A 21,813-nucleotide genomic window follows, 5' to 3' on the forward strand; every position below is an offset into this window, starting at 1 on the left:
TCAAAACGCTATTGTGTTGATTCGATAACCTTAGCTTTAGAAAATCAATTTGAACTATGCGAGGCTTGTTCTCACGCAGTTTTCTAAGAACTGGCTGAATTTGTGGCCATCATGCTCAACCATTTTGGGGAACATGGAAATTGGCGTCATACCTGGGAAGGTATTCACTTCATTCAGGTAGATCTCATTGTCTTGTGTTAAGAAGAAATCGATACGAGACAAGTGACGTAGCTTCATCTGCGTGAATACCTTACGGGCGCTGTCTGCAATCAATTCACGCTGTTCATCGGTTAAGTTAGTTGCTTCAACTTCAGTGATTGAGTGGCTGTCTGCACTGTACTTCTCTTCGTAAGAGTAAAATGCGCCATTAGGTGCAATCACCTCGCCTGGTTTGCTTATCTGTAGCTCGCCATCGATTTCATAAGCGGCAACTTCTAGTTCTCTTGGCACCACGGATTTCTCAATAAGCACTTGATCAGAGAAGGTAAATGCTTTGTTGATTGCTTCACTTAATTCTTCTACTTGATTGACTTGGTAACAGCCAACAGAAGATCCCTGACGAGCCGCTTTCACGAACACTTTACCCCAAGTTTCAAAAGCTTGAGTTGCTTGTGAGTGAGCTTGTTCCGTGTTGTCTGATAAGAACAGGTACGGTGTATTTGGGATACCCAGAGCGTCGTACCAAAGTTTTGATGTAATTTTATTGAAGCTGTTGTTGCTTGCTTCAGAACCACAACCTAGGTACGGAATCTTAGCCATTTCAAACAGTGATTGAATGTCACCTGTTTCACCTGGGAAACCATGAATACAAGGAACAATGAAATCGACTTTAGATTCTAAGTTGTCGCCACGTAAGGTTTGATCGTTAATATCAAGATAAACCAGCTCACCCGAATCAAGACACCAGCCTTCGTTTTTAATTTCAACTCTCACAACGTTAAAATCTGCAACGCTATTAAGTTGTTCAAAAAGGTAATTGGCTGAAACGATTGACACTTCATGCTCTGAAGATCCACCGCCGCAAAGTAGAAGGATGTTTGTGGTGTTCATGGGTAAATTCGGTCCTTGAAACTAGGAATACTGACTTCAATGATAAACAAAAGTCGAAATAGGTACAGTGTTTTGAATGCTAAAATTGTCATCTAAGGAGTGAGCGATTAACTATTAAACAAAACTAACCGTCATAAAACAAAAGAAGGAGCATTTGCTCCTTCTTTATGATTTAAAACTTAGTTTAACTTGTTAAGCGTTGGGTATTCAGAGTTCTTGATATCATCAATGCTCTTAACGAATGGCTTTAAGTTTTGAAAACTGCTCGGCAAAGATGAAATCGCCTTTTTAGCGTCTAAGCGTGTCGCGTAGTCACCGTAAAGTACAGTGAACCACTTCGTGCCGTTAACCATTTTGTAGTTTTCCCAAATTGGCTGGGAAGTGGTTGGTAGCATTTTTACAAAAGAATCGACTTTGGCTTGGCTGCCAACCGCAACAACTTGAACTGTGTAACCAAAGCGTTGGTTCATGTCTTGTTGCTTCTTGGTTGGAGCTGTAATTGTTGCAACCGGCTTAGCTCTAGTCGTGTGAGTGATTTTTTGTTCTACAGGTGTGGTTCTGACAACGTTGGCCACGTTCTCTTCAACAACGGCAGTCTGCTCAGATTGAGATACAACTGGAGCTTCAACTTTAGCCGTTTTGAACTCTTCTTGATAGCTATCTGACGTTACATTGGTAACGTAGTTGTCAGATACACATGCAGCCAAGAGCAGTGGCAAAGTCACAATTGCAAGTTTTTTCATGGAAAGCTCTATATCCTTAATAATAATTACTATAAATCATGCCGATACGTCGGTTTAGAATCAAGTTAACTTTGAGATTATACACCATTAGTGGGTGACCTATTTCACAAACTTTATGCAGTGTCTGCTTATTCATCTTAATTCGGTGAATTTGCCATCAACCCGTGAATGAAAAGTAAGTTACGATGAACTTACGTGCATTGCTAGGATATGTCTATGAATCATCTTGATCCCCTACTTAAACCCCGTTCAATCGCTGTTGTTGGTGCATCTCAACGCGAAACGCGTGCAGGATATATCGTCATGAACAATCTGTTGCACGGGGATTTTAAAGGTGCGGTGATGCCGGTAACACCAAAATACGATTCTGTCGCGGGCGTCCTCTCTTACAAAAACATCTTGTCGCTACCTATCGTTCCTGACCTTGCTATTTTGTGCACTAATGCGATACGCAATGTGGCTATTTTTGAAGAGTTGGCCGAGAAAGGCATCGCTTCCGTTATTGTGCTCTCCTCAGACATGCAACAGCGAAGTGATAGCGGTGAAACGTTTGATGAGAGATGTATTGCAATCGCCAAAGCAAACAATATTCGGGTACTTGGTTCCAATAGCTTGGGAGTTATTGTCCCGTGGTTAAATTTGAATGCCTCTTTTTCTCCGGTGACGGCGCTGCCAGGTAAAATCGCCTTTGTTTCTCAATCCGCTGCAGTGTGTACAACGATTCTAGATTGGGCGAACGATAAAGAGATCGGCTTCTCGGCGTTTATCTCGATAGGTAATGGCAGTGACATAGAATTCTCGGAGCTGTTGGATTATCTGAGTACCGACTCTCACACCGAAGCAATATTGCTTTATGTTGATAGTATTAAAGATGCGAGGCGCTTTATCTCTGCTGCCCGTGCTGCGTCACGCAATAGACGAATTCTAGTGTTAAAAGGCGGGCGAACCGCTAAAGGCCGGGCGGCGGCCATGCTGCATACCGGCGGTGCCGATACGTTAGATATTATCTATGACTCAGCGATCCGACGCAGCGGCATGTTGCGAGTTAAGAACTTACATGAACTGTTTGCAGCGGTAGAGACTCTGACTCATTCAGTACCACTACGTGGAGAGCGCTTGGCTATTGTGACCAATGGGGGCGGCCCAGCGATCATGGCGGTGGATACCCTTTTTGACCGTGGTGGTAAACTTGCCGAGTTTTCTGAAGATACGCTAGAGAAACTCAATAAGGTTTTGCCATTGAGTTGGTCTCAGAGTAATCCAATCGATATTGTTGGTGACGCCGGTGAGCAACGTTATATCGATACGATAAACATCTTGCTAGATGGTGATGAAGCGGATGCGATTCTTATCATGCACAGCCCTTCTGCGATCGCACATTCAGCTAAAACAGCTGAACGAATTATTGAAGCGATTAAGAAGCACCCTCGCCACAAGCGATTTAACATTCTAACGAATTGGTCTGGTGAGCTAACAGCAAAGCCAGCACGAAAGTTGTTTACCGAAGCGGGTTTCCCAACCTATCGAACACCTGAAAGTTCAGTGGTCGCATTTATGCACTTGGTTGAGTACAGACGTAACCAACGTCAGTTAATGGAAACGCCAACCACGGCAGAAAAAGTCCATATTGAAGATCTAGCAGATGCAAAAAATTGGATAGAACGACAACTACTGGATAAAGATACAGTTAGCCTTGATACGCATCAAAATAGCCAATTTTTCAAGCACTTCAACCTAGATGTATTACCGACTTGGATAGCTTCTGACCCAAGTGAAGCGGTACATATTGCTGAAACGATTGGTTACCCAGTCGCAGTTAAACTACGTTCGCCAGACATTGCACACAAGTCGGACGTGCAAGGTGTCATGCTTAATTTAAGAAACAGCAATGAAGTCGCCAATGCGGCTCAGGCGATTCTCGATCGATCTCAACTGTCGTTCCCTACTGCGCATATTCATGGCTTGTTAATTCAAGGAATGGCCAAACTCGCCGGCGGGCAGGAGCTACGTGTAAAAGTGACAACGGACGAAACCTTTGGTCCTATCATTTTACTTGGTCAAGGAGGTTCTGAATGGGATGAATCCATTGACGCTGCTGCAGCCTTTCCACCACTCAATATGACACTGGCGCGTTACTTGATCATTCGAGCGATAAAAAGTGGCAAGATTCGCCTACAAAAGCTCCCTAACCCGATTGATATAGAGGGCCTTTCTGAATTATTGGTTCGTATATCGCAGATGGTCGTTGATTGCCCTGAAATACATGATTTAGATATCCATCCAGTACTGGCCAACGGAGACAAGTTCACGATATTAGATGCCGATATCATCTTGAAAGCATACCAAGGCGATCCTCAAGAACGTCTTGCGATTCGCCCTTATCCAGTCGAATTGGAAGAGAATATCGTACTTAAGGACGGCACTGAGGTGTTGTTACGCCCGATCCTTCCTGAAGACGAGCCGCTTCATGCTGATTTTATTCATCGTGTATCCAAAGAAGACCTTTACAAGCGTTTCTTTAGTGATGTGGGTGAATTCAATCATGAGGCGTTGGCTAACTTTACTCAGATTGACTTTGATAGAGAAATTGCATTTGTGGTCGTTCGAAAGGAACAAGGCGTACCCGCGATTATTGGCGTATCGAGAGCGCTGATTAACCCAGAGAACACCGATGCAGAGTTCGCTATTCTGATACGTTCCGATCTGAAAGGCGTCGGATTAGGTCGCATTTTGATGACTAAGGTTATTGACTACTGTCGTTCAAAGCAGACCAAGCAGATGTCGGGCATGACGATGCCAACGAATAGAGGGATGCTGACACTAGCTCAAAAGTTGGGCTTTGAGCTAGATATCAGTTTTGAAGACGGTACTGCAGATATGGTGTTACCGTTACTTTAACGCCCATGTTTTTTTTAGATGTTGAATACACCAAGACTTGGCGTCGCCCATTTTGTTACGTCGCCAAGCCATTACGATGTCGATAGGCTGTGGTTCAGTACCCGAAATCTGTTGTAGAACGCCAGATTCAATCAAAGGCTTAGCAACACTATTCGGTAAGGTGCCGATCCCTAACCCTGCAGTTAGAGCCTCTACCTTGGCTGGGAAGCTTGTCACGGTCAAACGTGGCTGCTTTTCTAGAATATTGATGCTTAATGCAGGTTGGTCACGCGCTGTATCTGCAATTGCGATAACCCTGTAACTTTCCCTCGTCTTTTGGTCGAAATTACCAGATCGCTTATGAACGTAGTGGTTTGATGCTGCAACCCATACCATTTCCATCTTACCGATAATGTCACTTTTCATATCGTTTGGGATAGTGTCAACCTTTGGGCACACCAATAAATCAGCTCGGCCGTCAGAAAGTGATTCCCAACATCCAGCCAAAATCTCTTCTTGCAAACGAACCCTAGTTTTACTTATTTTTCCGAGTTCATCGACCAATGGGAAGAAATTAGCAATCGGAATAATGCCATCAAAGGCAATCGTTAAATCCAACTCCCAGCCATTAGCAAGAATACTCGCGTCATTAACGAGCTGTTCAGTGGCACCAAGAATGATCCTTCCTTGCTCTAATATTAACTGCCCCGCTTCCGTGAAATTTGCACGGTGGCCTGAGCGATCAAAAATCATAATATCTAAGTCTTGTTCTAGTTTCTGGATTTGATAACTCAATGAAGAAGGTGCTCGGTCCATTTCATTAGCCGCTGCCGCGAAGCTTCCACGACGATCAATGGCATCTAATATGTGTAAGGCTTCAAGTGTTATTGGGCTATGCATAACTTTCCTACTTTGTAAGTGAGATCTAAATCACAAAAAAGAGAAGCATTCACTTGGTGAATGGAACTGAAAAACTCTTTTTAATACATGTGCTTAATGACGCTAATTATGAATTAGTTGATAATATTGAAAATTATTTAAATGCAAATAATAGTAATTATCATTTAGATCCAATATCATCTTTCGCAAATCAAGATGATATTATGGAACTAAGGTAACTATCAGATGTATAAGCAATCCCTACTCTCTGCTTCAATCGTTTTAGCGCTTTCATCAACATCAGCCTTTGCTGAAGATTATGCCCTATTTGACGAGGTTGTTGTATCAGCAACGCGTACTGAACAAAACAAAGAAGACGTTTCAAGCTCAATTGAGTCTGTCTCTGCAAAAGACATAGATAATCAAGTGTCTAGCGACATAAAGCAAGCTCTTCAATACACGCCAGGAGTAGAAGCTCAAGGCGGTGGCCGTTTTGGTATTTCAGGCTTTAACATCCGCGGTGTTGAAGGTGATCGCGTTAAACTTATGGTAGATGGAGTTCAACAACCTACACCATATAACCCTGGCGCTTCTGAGCAACGTAAATATTCGAATGCGATCGAAGTCGATACATTAAGTGTCATAGAGGTGAATAAAGGCCCTGCTTCTACGCTTTACGGTTCAGATGCCATTGGTGGTGCAGTACTGCTAAGAACTAAAAATCCAGAGGATATGCTTAGAACTGACGGGGATGAAAACCGTTTTGGCATCAAATCTACCTATACATCTGCAGATGAACAGTTCAAGAACACAGTTTCTTGGGCGATGCGTAAAGATAAGTTAGAAACGATCGTTATGGCGACATACGCTCAAGGCCACGAGACAGAAACTCATTCATCAGGAAGCGAAGTTCAAGGTCCAGATCGTGGTGCAGAGAACCCAGCAGATACGGAATTAAGTAATATCCTAGCCAAAGCATTCTACAATGTATCAGATTCAAATAAGGTTGGTATTACGGTTGAGCATTACCAACGTCAATATGATGAAGATGAGCTAAACTACAATGGCTATCAGCTTATGCCGGGCTTTGTATATACTGATAATTACAACAAAGACACCAACAAACGTTTTCGTGCAACATTGGAACAACAGCTTAAGCTAAGCTCTTCAATTGCTGACTCTTTAGACTGGTCTCTAAGTTACCAAGACTCAAGTACTCTGAATAAAAACTACGACACAACTCGCTTCAACGGACGTCGACTTCGTGAGCGTGATGCTTCTGATGTCAACATGCAAGTTGATACACAGCTTTCTAAGCTAGTGAATATTGATGGTGCGGATCACGAGTTCACATATGGTTTCACATACCTGCAGAATGACTTTGAACTAGAAAACTACGACCATAAGTTTGACCGAGGCACTGTTACACCGGGTAGCACTGGTATTCCTGATGCAGAAATAATGCAATGGGGTGTGTTTGTTCAAGACCAAGCATTTTTCATGGAAGACAAGTTGATTGTAACTGGCGGTCTTCGTTATGACTCATTTGTTGCTGCCCCATCAACGGATGAAGGCTACAAGACTCAATATGAGAAGAATAAAGATGACGCCATCACAGCTAAGCTAGGTTCAGTTTACCACATCAATGACAACCTATCGGTATTTGGTCAAGTTGGACAAGGGTTTAAAGCACCTTCAGTTTACGACCTCTACTACTTCTACACTCGAGGTGCCATCATTGAAGCCAACCCTAACTTGAAAGCAGAAAGAAGTATCTCTTACGAACTTGGTCTTCGTGGCAATAATGAACATGCTCGTTTTGAACTAAGCACTTTCTACACAGATTACTCAGATTTCATTAACCAGACGAAATCGGGTAAACAAGGCGGTAAAGACGTATACACCAAAGAGAACTTAGATAAAGTGACAATCTATGGTGCAGAGCTTTCGTCAACGATTAATCTTGACACCCTGTTAGACGCACCATTTGGTACCTACACTCGTTTAGCTGTGGCTTATGCTGATGGTGAAGATAAATCTACAGGTAAATCCATTGATTCAGTAGCACCACTAACGGGTACGCTAGGTCTTGGTATCGAACGCGAGACTTTCGGTTCAGCTTTAAATGTTAAGATGGTTGCTGCGAAAGATGAGTGGAACTCTGATGACAACGTAAACGTGGCTGGATACACAGTTGTTGATTTGACTGCTTATTACCGCCCTGTCACGGATTTAACCTTGCGAGCGGGTCTATTCAACGCATTAGACAAAAAATATTGGCTGTACAATGACATGTCAGGCCGTGGGCACGATTCTAAGTTCAACACCGATATTAAGTCTCAACCGGGTCGTAACTGGGGTATATCTGCAAACTACGAGTTCTAACTGGTTAGAAATCTAGTTCGTTGTAGAGCTAAGTTTATTAAAAGCCTAGGTCATTAAAGATCTAGGTCGTTCCAGAATAAAGCCATACAAAAAATACTGTAGAAACTAAAAAGCCAGCTTACTATAAGCTGGCTTTTGTTATTTCACTAAAAGTTGTATCAAAAAGGGGTAAAGTGAAATTATTTCTCTGCCATTTCTTTCTTTACCATTACTGCAGCAGCAATGATGAAAGTGATGATTAGGCCTAGTTCCATGATTAACTCCAAAGAAAATTAACATTAAACATATAATTCGCGAGCATGATAACAACAAGCGATACAGAATGATACTTTTTAACCACCAAATCACTTTTTATTCGATTTAGATCAAAAAAGATGCCCTAGAGCATCTTTTTGTACGTTAACTATTCATGAAATCACTCAATCAACCAGGGAAACCATCAGGGTTTGTTGACTGCCAGCGCCATGTATCTTCAGTCATTTCAGCCAGTGTGCGTGTCGCATTCCACCCCAATTCTTTCTGAGCTTTCGCTGGGTCGGCCCAACACTCTGCGATATCTCCTGGACGACGCTCAACGAGTTTATAAGGTATCGCTTGGCCGCTCGCTTTCTCGAAGGCTTTAACCATATCTAATACACTTGAACCGTTTCCAGTACCTAGGTTATAGATGTGAAGACCGTCTTTACGCCCTACTTTCTCAAGTGCTGCAATGTGTCCACCAGACAGATCCATAACGTGGATGTAATCACGAACACCAGTGCCATCCTTTGTTGGGTAATCACTACCAAATACAGATAGGAATTCACGTCGGCCAACTGCAACTTGAGATACAAATGGCATTAGGTTGTTTGGAATACCACTTGGGTCTTCACCGAGTTCACCACTTGGGTGTGAACCTACGGGGTTAAAGTAACGTAATAACGTAATGCTCCAATCGGGGTTAGCCTTTTGGAAGTCAGTTAAGCACTCTTCAACCATGAGCTTGCTACGACCGTAAGGATTGGTTGCGCTTGTGGGAAAATCTTCTGTGATAGGAACACTAGCAGGATCGCCATAAACCGTTGCTGAAGAGCTGAATACTAATGTTTTTACGTCAGCGTCACGCATTGCATCGACAAGGACTAACGTGCCATTTACATTGTTATCGTAGTATTCGAGAGGTTTGGCAACAGATTCGCCAACCGCTTTCAGGCCCGCAAAATGAATAACAGCTTCAATATTGTGTTGCTTCATGGTTTCAGTTAAAAGCGCTTTATCACGAATATCACCTTCAATGAAATCAGGACGAACGCCAGATACTTTTTCGATACGTTCTAAAACGCTTGGTTTACTGTTATACAAGTTATCGAAAAGTACAGGTGTCATACCTGCGTTAATCATCTGGATACTTGTGTGGCTACCAATGTAACCCATGCCACCTGTAACTAAAACATTCATGTTTAGCCGACCTTTAATTAAAACCACTTAACGTATCACTTATGATACAACAGCTTAGTGTTGAGTCACAAACGCCTATGGCAGATACACCGCACGAGAGAACGAAAACTGACCTTTACCTTGAATTTCACTTAGACGTACACCTCAACGCCAACCTTCAGAATTACATCAATGTCGCCATATGATTCATCACCTTACGTTTGCTCCCTAAACCGGAAACAAAATAGATGAAGCGCTGTTTGTCGAACACTTGTTTTTCAATTATCTTTAACCATAGTTTCTATACGTCATTGATGAAAGGAAGCATTTTTCACAATCCATTCTTTAGCGGGTTTGATACATGCCGTGACCTCATAGTAAATGCAGTTCTTGGTGTCGAAAATTTGAGTTAGGTCACTGTTTATTTATGGTATTTATAAGACCGTCATTACTCACCTCAACGTAAAGGGTAAGCACCACGTGACAACGAAGATTTTGCTTAATTGCGACATGGGAGAAAGTTTCGGCAATTGGAAGATGGGCGATGACGAGTCGGTCATGGAATGGGTCGATATGGCAAACATCGCTTGTGGTTTTCACGCGTCTGATCCGCACGTTATGTCTAAGACCATAAAACTGGCGCAGTACTATCACACCCAAATTGGTGCCCACCCTGGTTATCAAGATTTAGTCGGGTTTGGTCGCCGTTCTATTCCACATACCATGGACGAAATCAGTGAACTAGTGTGCTATCAAGTAGGTGCACTACAAGCGCTTTGCCACTATCACCACACCTCTGTTGGTTATGTGAAACCTCATGGTGCCCTTTACAACGATATGATGGCGAACATTGATGTGTTCAATGCCGTTGCCCAAGCCGTCGCTGAATTTAACATCCCCTTGATGATTCTCTCTTCATCAGACAATCAACAGTATCTAGATATTGCTGACGATCATGACTTACCCCTCTTGTTTGAAGCGTTTGCCGACCGTGCATACTTGAATAATGGGCAGTTATCGCCGCGAACTCAAAAAGGCTCGGTTTACGTCAACCAAGACGACATCTACAACCAAGTCATGCAAATCATTAACTACGGTTCAGTCACGACCATTGAAGGTGAAAGACTGCCTATTGAAGCCGATACCATTTGTGTTCATGGTGATAACCCCCAATCCATCGCATTAATTAGAAAAATCAGACAAGACCTCAACGCTTTTAACTAATATGAAGCGTGTGATTGGTATGGCGCATGGCCTTATCGCTCGCCTTACGAGCACCTAACCAATTGCTCGTAAGGTCTAATTGCTTTGTATTGGTTTGGACACGGAAGTGAGACACGCCAAATAAGTAAACAAAAGCAAATAAGCTAGTAAAAGGCAAGCAAACAAAAGTATGGAAACGAAATGACGACGAATCAAATTGAATTCAATATAGCGCCAGTTGCGGAATGCAGCGTTTTGGTCACCTTGACGCTATCGCCTTCAAATAATCAATCTAGCGCCGAATATGCGCAGTACATGGCTCACTTTTCCGATGCCATTCGCCAAAATTTAGCATCGGTGTTGATGAATGTGACGCCGGCTTACCAAACAATATTGGTCGATTACTTACCTTATAGAATTTCAGAACATCAGCTCATGGAACAACTCAACTCTTTGTTGAGTCGTGCTATTTCGTCCTTCTCTAGTGTTAGTAAAACGCGTAACACTATCGAGCTTCCCGCTTATTACTCACCAGAAACAGCACTCGACTTAGACCGATATCAAGCCAAAGGCATGTCGCTAGATGAGATCATTCAACATCACACCTCACAGACTTACAGCGTCAGTGCCATTGGGTTTACGCCTGGCTTTGCGTTTATGTCTGATGTGGTCAACGAGCTTGCTTTGCCTCGTCATTCAACCCCACGCTTAAGTGTTCCGAAAGGCAGCATCGCCATCGCGGATACGAAAACGGCGGTGTATCCTTCGGACTCACCGGGTGGCTGGAATATTATTGGCAATTGCCCGCTTCCGTTGTTCGATCACAGCCAATTGAAGAACGCTGATATCACACAAAGACCGCTGTCTCTGCTTAATGTCGGTGACACAGTTCGTTTCATCGCGATTTCAAAACAAGAATTTGTTGAGCTTAGTTTTATGGATATTAGTGGAGGTGTCGCTAATGGTTAAGACAAAAGCCAAACCAACGCTGACAGTCATTAAGCCCGGCCCGTTGAGTTTGATTCAAGACTTCGGACGATTTGGTGTCGCTCATCTTGGGTTGACACAAGGTGGCCCTGTTGATGATTACTCGTATAGCTGGGCCAATCACCTGCTCGGAAACCCAGTAAACCAAGCTGCGTTGGAAATCACGCTTGGGCAATGTGCGTTACGAATCGATTTTGATTGTGAGATGGCATTATGTGGTGGCGATTTACAAGCGAAGCTCGATGGCAAACCTCAGTCGAACTGGCGTACTTTTCAAGCTTTCGCAGGGCAAGTTCTCTCATTTGGTTTACCTAAAAATGGACTAAGGGCGTATTTAGCCGTTAAGGGTGGCTTCGATGTTCCATCAACTCTTCATAGCTGTTCTACGGTGACTCGTGAAAAGATTGGTGGATTAACGCAAGATGGACAGCCATGCCAGCAAGGGCAACAAATTACTTTTACCCAACACCAACTCTCTCGCCCGTTTAAAGCGTTGAGTGTCACCTTCCGATACACGCCTAATTACAACCTACCAGTGAACCTGCGAGTGATTGAAGGCTATCAAAGCGAGCTGTTCTCAGAGTCAGCAAAAGCGACTTTGTATAACGCACAGTATCATGTTGACCAAAATTCTAATCGCATGGGTTATCGACTCAGTGGCGACCCCGTGGACTCGCCTGACATTTCGCTATTGTCAGAAGGCATTGCCTTAGGTGCGATTCAAATCCCCCAAGATGGGCAACCTATTGTGTTGCTTAATGACAGACAGACTATTGGTGGCTATCCGAAGATTGGATGTGTCGCCAGAGTCGATTTACCGCGCTTAGCACAAGCCAAACCTGGACATGAAGTCTCGTTTAGTAAAGGGGATCGCTTAGGATTACAAGATGTGTGGTGCCAGTGGGCTCAATTTTTCGGCTATTAGTTTTTGCTCTGTAGCTAAAAGTAATTGCCTAGAGATGTAGTTCGGTTGGTTTTCGGTATATTAGCTGGCGTTTGAATGAAGGTTCGGCTTACCTGTCAAAGTAAGCCGAATTGAAGATGTTTAGCGTAGTAGATTATGACTGAGTATTAAGCGTGATCTTGGCCTGATACCTTTGCAAGGGCTTCTGGGTATCCGCGTTCTTGTGTCAAATCTATCGCTTTATTCTCAATATCCTTTAGATTAAGTGACATTGTCACTGAGTGTGTATTTTCAATCGATACTGACTCTGCGACATCAAACCAATGCTCAGCGACCTTTTGCGCTGCCTCTAAGGTTGAAGATGCTTTGACTACTTCAAGTCGAGCATAGCGATCACCACAGAATGACACGTCTGAAGCTCTTAAGCTCGGATCGGTTCCCGGAATCTGCTGTGCACCGAACAAAGGCTTACCACCTACCAGTGCAGAGCTAAAACTTGGGATGAACTGAGACATATGCGTTATCGCAGCGCGAGTTCTTAATTCGAGCTGCTCTTCACTCCAACCTGATACGATTTTCTTAAGAAGCTTAGAAGGCAACTGAGGCTGTGATGAATCTGTTGATGATGAAACAAGCCCACCCTCAAACAGAGTAATCCCTTCTGTCATACCGTGAAGTTGGAATACACCATCAGCGTACGGTGTTAGCTGAGCCATACCTTGCGGTGTGCCTCTCGGGCCATGGAAGATAACCTCTGGCCACTCTTCCTTACACTCTTGCGAATACGGCCACTCTGTAACGTATGCGGCTTTGAACTCAACAAGCCTTTGTTGCTTAGAACCAACAAAGTCATCCACGATGCCCGTTTCAAAGCCACTTGCATTAATCAAGTAGTCGGTCGTTAGGTGACAGCTTTGGTTCTCAGCGTCTGTATAAGTCAAAGACCAGCCTTGCTCTAACGATTCAACAGATTGTAATCGACAGTTGGTTAATACTGAGCAATTAGATTGTTGCCCCAAAGAGAGTTGAGCGGTTGCAGATAAGCGGAATACGCTCCAGCCATACTCTTGAACCATAGCAACAGGATACTTAAGGGTTTCTAGATCCGTATGTTTAGCGAAAGGAATACACCATTCATCAAGCGATGTTGGTTTCAGAGGCTGTGTTTGAGTAGCAAGTGCTAGTAACTCTTCTTTACTATACAGCTTGTAATACTCTTCCGGATTACCAAGCACTTGGTTGCTTTTATCTTGACTAACAAGATCAGCATAAGCGTTCTTGATTATCTTTAGGCGCGGAAGAAGATCCAACGGCTCTCCACCATCACTGTGTGGAACAGCGATAATTGTCGGACGAATATTGATCGTATGGGGAAACAAGCGGACGGTATCAATTGACTGAGTGAGCAACTGAAGACACTGCTCTACAGAAATATCTCGATACAAATTGCCACCAGCATGCAGATGGCAAATTGGTGGACCATTAACCAAACTCGGTCCTTTTTCCAAAATAGTGACCTTATAACCCAACTCACTAAAATGAATTGCGCTCGTCGTTCCGGCAATACCACCACCAACAATGGCAATAGAAGGCTGATTTGTATCCGTTTTGTTGTGGTTCATCGTGTTCTGTAGAATATGATTAACTGACGCTATTCTACTTTTGTTCTGCTACGAATTAAAACACATTTTTATCAAGGTCTTAGATAGGCCGTATTTAATATCTATGTAAAAAACCTAAATAATCTCTTGACTCAATAACTCAAGATTGAGTTTTAAAGGTTATTATAACCGTCATATTTGTCCTAAGTGACGCCACATAAAGGCTGCCTCGGTACTCTTAAAACATAGAGGTTAACTTATCCCTAAAGTTATCCACCGTTTTTGTGGATAACTGTTGATAACGTTCTTGCTAAGTTGCGCAAACCCTTTGTTTACAGGGGCTAACCGCTGTTCATTAAGTAGGCATTATTGTGGGGTTAGTTTTAAAAAATGCTGAAAAGAGTGGAGAATAAGGTGCGATATTCGTTACTTGTGCTACGCATTGGTTAAATAAAAAAACGGTCTAAAGCGATGCCTTATAAATAGTGCATGACTAAATATAAATAATGTCACTTTTAGACCGTTTTAAGCATTTGGTTAGATTTTGCTAACGACTAACCAAAATCCTTGTTTACTGGTGCTAACAAACGTTTGATTAAGCTATTCACTACCGCTGCCAATGTGATGAACGTTAGCACGGGTAGCGCTATCCACAGCATTGGGTGGAGTGAAGGTTCTAACTCGAAGCCAAAGTTCATTACCCCTGCAACACTGAGTTCAGAACCCAGCGCAGCAATTGACCCAGCCACTAAGGCCATTAGCCCGTATTCACACCAAATGGTGTTAAGAATTCGCTTCTTACTCGCACCTAAGGTTCGGTACAAACGTATCTCTTGTTGTCTTTGAGACAAGCTCAATCGCAACAGAGTAAAGATTAGCAACAACCCCGCTACCACACCCAAAGCCGCAAGTACGGTTATCGACCAAACAATCTGTTTGAGCAACTCTTGGATCTTGCTACCCATTTTACGAATGTCCATCAGGCTCACGGTTGGGTGATTTCGAGAGAGTTCGTTGAGCATCTGATTGTGCTGTTCTTCTAATCTGAAGCTCACCAACCAAGTAGAAGGAATCGCACTCAAAACATCTGGCGTAAAGATGAAGTAGAAGTTTGGCTTCATTTCACGCCACTCGACTTTACGGATGCTATTTACTTTGGCCGAGACATTCTGGCTGTTGATTGTGAAAGTTAGCTCATCACCAATTTTAAGATTAAGTTGCTCCGCAACATCCGACTCCACAGACACGCCCTGCTCTTGTGTCCAACTGCCTTCTAACACTTCATTGTACTCAGGCAGGCTATCTCCCCAAGTGAAGTTGATCTCGCGGCTTAATGCGTCTGTTTCTTCTGAGGTCTCGCTGTATTTTGCCGCCTCAATGTCGTTAATGGTTGTGAGCCTTCCTCGTATAATTGGAAACGCTTGAGTACGCTCTACTTCGTTTACATCAATCGTCTCGAGATAACTGTCTTTCTCATAGCTCGCAATATTCAGCGCAAACGCATTAGGTGCGTTCTCGGGCAAGGTTTGCTGCCAATCCGACAACAAGTCACTTCTCACCAGCCATATGATCGAAAGCAGCATCAAAGACAGCGCTAAAGAACCAAATTGAATCCCTGTTGCTAGAGGAGTACGATTGATTCTGCTTAGCGCCAAGCGCATAGATGTCGACGTCGGCAGTTTGCCGACCATACGCAGAACAAGCGTACTCACAATTGCAAGCACTAAGAACAGGCAAGCGATACCCGCTAGAACTATCCATACTAATAGATTATCACCGTACATCAGCATCATCGGGATAATAGGCACTAGCAGCAGCGCGAACTTTTTGTAGCTTTCGTGTGATTGATGACTTGATTGAATCACGCTGATGGCTGATGTATTAACTAAGCCAATCAATGGGATCCCTAAGGCAGGCACACCAATCAGAATGCTTGATAAAATCGCCAAGATAGTGGGCTCAATGCCATAGCTTGGAAGTGGCGAAGGCAACAAGTCACCCAGTGGAATTCGCAATAAAAACTCTAAGCCAATGCCAATGGCGATACCGAGCACAGCGCCAATAACGACTAACAGAGATACCTGCACAGATAGCCATTTAATGATCCACTGCTTACTCGCACCTAAGCTTTTAAGCATCGCGATGGTTTTTCGACGACTCGCTACATAGTGTTGGCAAGTCAGCACTAAAGTAGTCGCAGCCATGATCACGACGATAGCTACCGTTAGTGATAAGTATTGAGTGGTGCTTTCGAACATGTCGTTGGTACGACTGGTTGAGTCTTGTGTACGCCAGCGATCACTCGGTGTCAGTTCGATACTGTCTTGTGCGGCTTTGAGTTTCGATTCATCACCATTTAAAAACAATCTAAAGCTAACGCGGCTACCTGGTTGGATTGCGCCTGTCGCTTCAACATCGTTATTGTGAATCAGAACAGCAGGCATTTGTTGGAAAGGGTTAAAACTTAGGCCCGGTTCTTGCGCAATGCGCCCTGTGATTGTTAAATCGGCATCGCCTATCGTGACATTGTCACCTATCTCAACTTCTAGCTGAGCAAATATACGTTCATCAAGCCACAATTCACCCGGTTCAACATGATTGCTTGCCGCGTTATCTGCACCTTCGAGTATCATTTCACCGCGTAAAGGATAATTGCTCTCTACGGCTTTCACCGTCACTAATTGCATCGAGTTATCACTGAATGCCATGGTGGAGAATCGAGTTAGCTCAGAACTTTCTAACTGCTCTACTTTAGTAAGGTCGAGCAAAGGTTGAGGGATAGGGTTTGCGGAGATAAACACACTATCAGCAGTCAGTGCGTCTTTACCCTGTTTAACAATCACCTGCTCCATACGCTCAGCCAAAGCTGAAAGCGCAAACACACAAGCAATAATGAGTGTTAAAGCGATGGAACCTGGCCATAACTGACCATGTCGAATCTCTTCGATGCTCCATGAAAACAGTCGTTTGTTCAGTCCGTGTGATGAATTCAATTTACACTTCCTCTATGTGACCGACATGCATTTTTAAGGTTCGTTGGCAACGCTGTGCGAGTTTAGGGTCGTGCGTGACGAGAACAAGCGTGGTGCCGTGCGATGAATTAAGTTCGAACAACAGCTCGACGATTTTCGCTGCCGTTTGTTGATCTAAGTTGCCTGTAGGTTCATCAGCAAAAAGGATTTTTGGCTTAATCATAAACGCACGAGCCAATGCGACCCTTTGTTGTTCACCGCCTGATAGCTGAGATGGCAAGTGATCAAGCCTGTCTTTTAAGCCCACGGATTCAAGTAGAGATGTCGCGCGTTCAATGTCTTCGTCTTCACCTTTCAACAGACAAGGTAGTGTGACGTTTTGCAGCGCAGAAAGGCTTGGGATCAATAAGAAACTTTGGAAAACAAACCCAACGGATTCGCTGCGGATTTTGGCTCTCGCTTCATCATCAAGATGTGATAGAGGTTGACCTAACAAACTGATTTCGCCAGAAGTTGGTACATCGAGCCCTGCAAGCAGTGTCATTAATGTGGATTTACCCGCACCTGAAGTACCGACAATCGCAACCGTTTCACCCTCACGAATATCGATATCAACATGCTCTAAGATTGTTAAATGTTCTTGATTAGTAGACACTGTCTTCGAAACAGCTTCTGCCTTAATGATGGATGTATGCATGACTCGACTAATTTCCTTTTTATTCTTAATTATATTTTCAACCGCTTCTTTGGCTCAAGATACCGAGTTAGATTCTAAGTTACTGGTGCTTGGTGATAGCTTGAGTGCTGGTTATAACATGGACATCAAACAGAGTTGGCCAAGCCTGTTACCAGACGCGTTAGCAAAGCATGACAAAACGGTAACCGTGGTCAACGGAAGTATTTCTGGTGACACAACTGGTAACGGGTTAGCTCGTTTACCACAATTGCTTAAAGAACACGCTCCAGACACTGTTCTTATCGAACTCGGTGCGAATGATGGTCTTCGTGGATTTCCACCTAAGCTGATGTCTGCGAATCTTGATCAAATCATCAAGCAGATAAAAGCTACGGGCGCGAAACCTATTATGATGAAGATTAAAATCCCACCGAATTACGGTAAGCGTTACAACCAGCAGTTTGAATACGTATTTACAGTGCTTGCTGATCAACATAACGTGCCACTTTTACCGTTTTTTCTGGAACATATCATCCTTAAACCTGAGTGGATGATGAACGATGGGCTGCATCCAAAACCAGAAGCTCAGCCTTGGATTGCTGAATTTGTCGCCAAAGAATTATATCAGTATCTTTAGGTTTTAATGGTCTAGCTCAATAAATTTTACACAGCTTTACGTTAGCCTGAGTGCATATCATCGTTAACTGTAAGGTTATTTATGCTGATCGAACCTATTATCAAGGGTGTGGTCGCCAAAAGCGCTCACCCTCTAGGCTGTCAAGAAGCCGTAAAGCAACAAATCAAGTTTGTTAAGAGTGCGCCGCAAATCAAAGATGGCCCTAAACGAGTCCTGATCATCGGCGCATCCTCCGGCTTCGGCCTTGCCGCTCGCATTGCCCTTACCTTTGGCGGTGCAAAAGCTGACACCATCGGCGTCTCATTCGAGCGCGGTCCTAACGAAAAATCCCTAGGCAGCGCGGGTTGGTACAACAACATCTATTTCAAGAAAGAAGCCGAACGAGAGCAACGCACTGCTATCAACATTGTTGGCGACGCATTTTCACAAGAAACACGTTCACAAGTTGTCGAGGCCATTGAAACCTACTTCGAAGGTGAAGTGGATCTGATTATCTACAGCTTAGCCGCTGGCGTAAGACCCAAACCAAATACCGAAGAATTCTGGCGCTCTGCCATTAAGCCAATCGGTGAAAGCGTCACTGGCGCGACTATATCTCTTGAGCACGATCATTGGGTAACCAACACGCTTGAAGCAGCAACCGAAGAAGAAGCCGAAAGCACGCTTAAAGTCATGGGTGGCGAAGATTGGGAAAACTGGATAGATGAGCTGATCAACGCTGAATCGATTGCCCCAGGCTGTAAAACCATCGCATTTTCTTACGTTGGTCCAGAAGTGACGCATCCTATTTATTTAGATGGTACTTTAGGACGCGCTAAGATCGATCTTCATCAAACAAGCCACGCGCTGAATCTTGAGCTAGCCAACTTCGGCGGTAACGCTTACGCGACCGTGTGTAAAGCATTAGTGACCAAAGCGAGTGTGTTCATTCCGGGGCTAAGCCCTTACCTGCTTGCTTTATATAGAGTGATGAAAGAAAAAGAAACGCACGAAGGTTGTATCGAACAGATGCAGCGCTTGTTTAACAGCAAGCTATATGGTCAGGAAAAAGTGCCGCTTGATGGTGAACGACTAATACGAATGGATGAATGGGAACTCGATCCAGAAACACAAGCTCACGTGACAGAGCTACTTGAAGCTATGGATGAAAACAACTTCCAAACAATCGGTGACTATCAAGGTTTTAAAGAAGAGTTTTTACAGTTGAACGGTTTTGCTCAACCGTCGATAAACTATAACGAGAAACTTAACACTGATAATTTTATAAAGTTAAAGCCTTAATCGAAACTTATCTCATTACTGAGACCCAGATTCACATTTGAAAACCTCCTCAAAATTGCGGAGGTTTTTTTGCACAACATTTCTTATACTTAGTTAATGTAATATTCACAGTTTATTTGGTTCATCTTAATTAACACAGGACGTGTTGATGCATTTAGCATAATTGACTCGGAGTCACATGAAGAAGATAAAAACAATAGACTTAGAGATCCCTGACGACATGGCATCCAGTTGGCAGGATATTGTCGACCTCTTAGCTCAAATCACCAAAGTGCCTGCCGCACTTATCATGCGTGTTCATACCAACTACATTGAAGTTTTCTCTACCAGCCACAGTCAGGATAACCCTTATAACAAAGGCGATTCTGAAACATTAGGAAATGGGCTTTACTGCGAAACAGTGATGGAGTCTCAGAAGCAGCTTTTAGTACCCAATGCGCTTGCCGATGTTGATTGGAAAAACAACCCCGACACAAAGCTTGGCTTAATCTCTTATTGTGGCATTCCGCTATTTTGGCCTAACGGCGAACTGTTTGGCACCATTTGTATCTTGGACTCGAAAGAAAATCACTACACACCTACCTATATTAAGCTATTAGAAAGCTTTCGCACCTCGATAGAATCTCAATTAAAAACCTTGTTTCAACACGCTAAGCTCACTCAAATGAATCGAGACCTGAAAAGCCGTGTTGCTACTCGCACTAAAGATCTCGCGAGTCTTAATTATTCATTAAACCAAGAGATTGATAAGCGAAGAGCGGCAGAACAAGAGATCAATTTCCAAAAAAATCATGACCTCGGCACCGGCTTTTTGAACCGAAGTGCATTTGAGTCTCTCTTAAACCAGAAGTTGTTGTCACAACAAAGATTTACCGGTGGCTCACTCGCGGTAATCCATATTGGATTTACTAATGGCAGGCGCATTCAAGCTCGATATGGCTACAACGCGTTAGACCAAGTGCTGGTTGAATACCGACAACGCATCGACAGTATCTCTGATGTCGAGGTACTAACTGCGCGCCCTACTTCGGCTGACCTTGTGTTGGCGTTCAGCGTTAAAGATTTGCACCAGCGTATCGAAGAACTATGCCAGACATTAGTAAAAGTGGGTCATTCAGAATTTGACATCGGTAGTGACAAAGTTCATCTGCATGCCTTTATAGGGATTGCGATTACTGATAACGACGATGGTGCTGACAGCATTATCCAAAAATCTTCAGAAGCGATGCTGGCATGTAAAGATTCCGGACAGAAGTTCGCTTACTATTCCCAGTCTCATGCTGAAGAACAAAGTCATATTAATAAGATTGAAGGTTATTTACTCCAAGCGGTTCGTAATGATGACCTTATGCTCTATTTTCAGCCTAAAGTATGCCCGTTGACTCATCGCTGGGTTGGTGCAGAGGCTCTACTGCGTTGGCGACATCCCGTTCTGGGAGACATATCTAACGAAACCTTAATACACATGGCCGAGCAAAACGGATTGATTTTCGAAGTGGGAAATTTTGCTCTGCGCAACGCTATAGAGCAAGCGAAAGAGTGGTCCGAATACGTTGAAGATTTCAAAATAGCCGTAAACGTATCTGCTATTCAATTGAAGAATGTTGATTTCGCAGACCAAATTATTCACCTGCTGGAAACCTATCACCTGGAACCTCATTTCTTAGAACTTGAAGTCACGGAAAGTTGCCTCATAGCCGATGAAGTTGTCGCGAAGAATACATTGGAATCGTTACACAACATTGGCGTTACATTGTCACTGGATGACTTTGGTACAGGCTACGCCTCATTTAGTTACCTTAAGAAATACCCATTCGATACGATTAAAATTGATAAGAGTTTCATCGACCAAATGCTCAACTCACAGGAAGACTCAGAGATCGTTCGGTCCATAATTCAAATCGCGAAAAAGCTTGACTTAAAAGTCACTATTGAAGGTATAGAATCGGAAGTTCAGGAGCAATTTATCATCAAAGAAGGTTGTGATGTGGGACAAGGTTACCTTTATGGAAAACCAATGCCGAGCCAAGAATTCGAACACAGCTTAATCAATCAAAACTATTTGGGGACAACTCGTTACGCTTAAAGCGAAAAAGAGCACTTTGTTTTGGATTTAGGCCTACTTTCTCTTTACTCTATAGGTGGTGATTTTTATAATCGCCGCCTTTCTGTTTTATCTTCCCTTTATATAGGCATTCCTCG

15 protein-coding genes are annotated in these 21,813 nt (G+C 43.4%); 8 read left to right on the forward strand and 7 right to left on the reverse strand.

Annotated features, from left to right (window positions below; all coding sequences use genetic code 11):
* Positions 1-54: 54 nt before the first annotated feature.
* Positions 55-1,050: a D-alanine--D-alanine ligase gene (locus AB4407_RS03625; RefSeq protein WP_372118704.1), complete on the reverse strand. Its 996-nt coding sequence runs from the start codon at positions 1,048-1,050 to the stop codon at positions 55-57.
* A gap of 179 nt (positions 1,051-1,229) precedes the next feature.
* Positions 1,230-1,793: an SPOR domain-containing protein gene (locus tag AB4407_RS03630; protein ID WP_102250454.1), complete on the reverse strand. Its 564-nt coding sequence runs from the start codon at positions 1,791-1,793 to the stop codon at positions 1,230-1,232.
* A gap of 216 nt (positions 1,794-2,009) precedes the next feature.
* On the opposite strand from AB4407_RS03630, the gene AB4407_RS03635 reads away from it, so the two are divergent.
* Positions 2,010-4,691 (forward strand): GNAT family N-acetyltransferase, encoded by a 2,682-nt coding sequence (locus AB4407_RS03635; RefSeq protein ID WP_372118707.1) that lies wholly within the window; start codon positions 2,010-2,012, stop codon positions 4,689-4,691.
* Here AB4407_RS03635 and AB4407_RS03640 read toward each other — a convergent pair.
* Entirely contained in the window at positions 4,683-5,570 is an 888-nt protein-coding gene (locus AB4407_RS03640; protein WP_372118710.1) for a LysR family transcriptional regulator, read from the reverse strand. The two genes, AB4407_RS03635 and AB4407_RS03640, sit on opposite strands and share 9 nt — an antisense overlap.
* Before the next feature lie 225 nt (positions 5,571-5,795).
* Here AB4407_RS03640 and AB4407_RS03645 point away from each other — a divergent pair, with 225 nt between their 5' ends.
* On the forward strand, positions 5,796-7,934 hold the full coding sequence (locus AB4407_RS03645) for a TonB-dependent hemoglobin/transferrin/lactoferrin family receptor (protein WP_372118713.1): 2,139 nt from the start codon (positions 5,796-5,798) through the stop codon (positions 7,932-7,934).
* 423 nt (positions 7,935-8,357) lie between these two features.
* Here the strand turns inward: AB4407_RS03645 and galE are convergent, their stop codons facing one another.
* Entirely contained in the window at positions 8,358-9,371 is a 1,014-nt protein-coding gene (gene galE / locus AB4407_RS03650) for a UDP-glucose 4-epimerase GalE (protein WP_372118715.1), read from the reverse strand.
* 459 nt (positions 9,372-9,830) lie between these two features.
* Between galE and AB4407_RS03655 the strand changes: the two genes are divergently transcribed.
* The 3 genes from AB4407_RS03655 (at position 9,831) to AB4407_RS03665 (ending at position 12,465) form a co-directional block, all read left to right on the forward strand.
* Positions 9,831-10,574: a 5-oxoprolinase subunit PxpA gene (locus AB4407_RS03655; RefSeq protein WP_372087742.1), complete on the forward strand. Its 744-nt coding sequence runs from the start codon at positions 9,831-9,833 to the stop codon at positions 10,572-10,574.
* A gap of 180 nt (positions 10,575-10,754) precedes the next feature.
* A complete protein-coding gene (locus AB4407_RS03660) occupies positions 10,755-11,522 on the forward strand; it encodes an allophanate hydrolase subunit 1 (RefSeq protein ID WP_372118717.1) in 768 nt (255 codons plus the stop codon).
* Positions 11,515-12,465, forward strand: a complete 951-nt coding sequence (locus AB4407_RS03665; protein ID WP_135381408.1) for a biotin-dependent carboxyltransferase family protein — start codon at positions 11,515-11,517, stop codon at positions 12,463-12,465. Before AB4407_RS03660 ends, AB4407_RS03665 begins: the two co-directional genes overlap by 8 nt.
* A 146-nt stretch (positions 12,466-12,611) precedes the next feature.
* On the opposite strand, the gene AB4407_RS03670 is transcribed toward AB4407_RS03665, so the two are convergent.
* The 3 genes from AB4407_RS03670 to AB4407_RS03680 all read right to left on the reverse strand — a co-directional run bounded on the left by AB4407_RS03670 (position 12,612) and on the right by AB4407_RS03680 (position 17,714).
* Positions 12,612-14,066, reverse strand: a complete 1,455-nt coding sequence (locus tag AB4407_RS03670; protein ID WP_372118720.1) for an FAD-dependent oxidoreductase — start codon at positions 14,064-14,066, stop codon at positions 12,612-12,614.
* Positions 14,067-14,599: 533 nt separating this feature from the next.
* Entirely contained in the window at positions 14,600-17,038 is a 2,439-nt protein-coding gene (locus AB4407_RS03675) for an ABC transporter permease (protein ID WP_372118722.1), read from the reverse strand.
* Between the two features lies 1 nt (position 17,039).
* Positions 17,040-17,714 (reverse strand): ABC transporter ATP-binding protein, encoded by a 675-nt coding sequence (locus AB4407_RS03680; protein WP_372118724.1) that lies wholly within the window; start codon positions 17,712-17,714, stop codon positions 17,040-17,042.
* Here AB4407_RS03680 and AB4407_RS03685 point away from each other — a divergent pair.
* The 3 genes from AB4407_RS03685 (at position 17,713) to AB4407_RS03695 (ending at position 21,697) form a co-directional block, all read left to right on the forward strand.
* Positions 17,713-18,330, forward strand: coding sequence for an arylesterase (locus tag AB4407_RS03685; RefSeq protein ID WP_372118727.1), 618 nt, complete (start codon positions 17,713-17,715; stop codon positions 18,328-18,330). The two genes, AB4407_RS03680 and AB4407_RS03685, sit on opposite strands and share 2 nt — an antisense overlap.
* An 81-nt stretch (positions 18,331-18,411) precedes the next feature.
* On the forward strand, positions 18,412-19,611 hold the full coding sequence (gene fabV / locus AB4407_RS03690) for an enoyl-ACP reductase FabV (RefSeq protein WP_372118729.1): 1,200 nt from the start codon (positions 18,412-18,414) through the stop codon (positions 19,609-19,611).
* A gap of 178 nt (positions 19,612-19,789) precedes the next feature.
* The gene (locus tag AB4407_RS03695; RefSeq protein ID WP_372118732.1) at positions 19,790-21,697 is read left to right on the forward strand and encodes an EAL domain-containing protein; all 1,908 of its coding nucleotides are present in this window, start codon (positions 19,790-19,792) and stop codon (positions 21,695-21,697) included.
* Positions 21,698-21,813 lie beyond the last annotated feature (116 nt).

The sequence above is a fragment of the Vibrio sp. 10N.261.46.E11 genome, from assembly GCF_041472735.1.
Classification (GTDB): domain Bacteria; phylum Pseudomonadota; class Gammaproteobacteria; order Enterobacterales; family Vibrionaceae; genus Vibrio.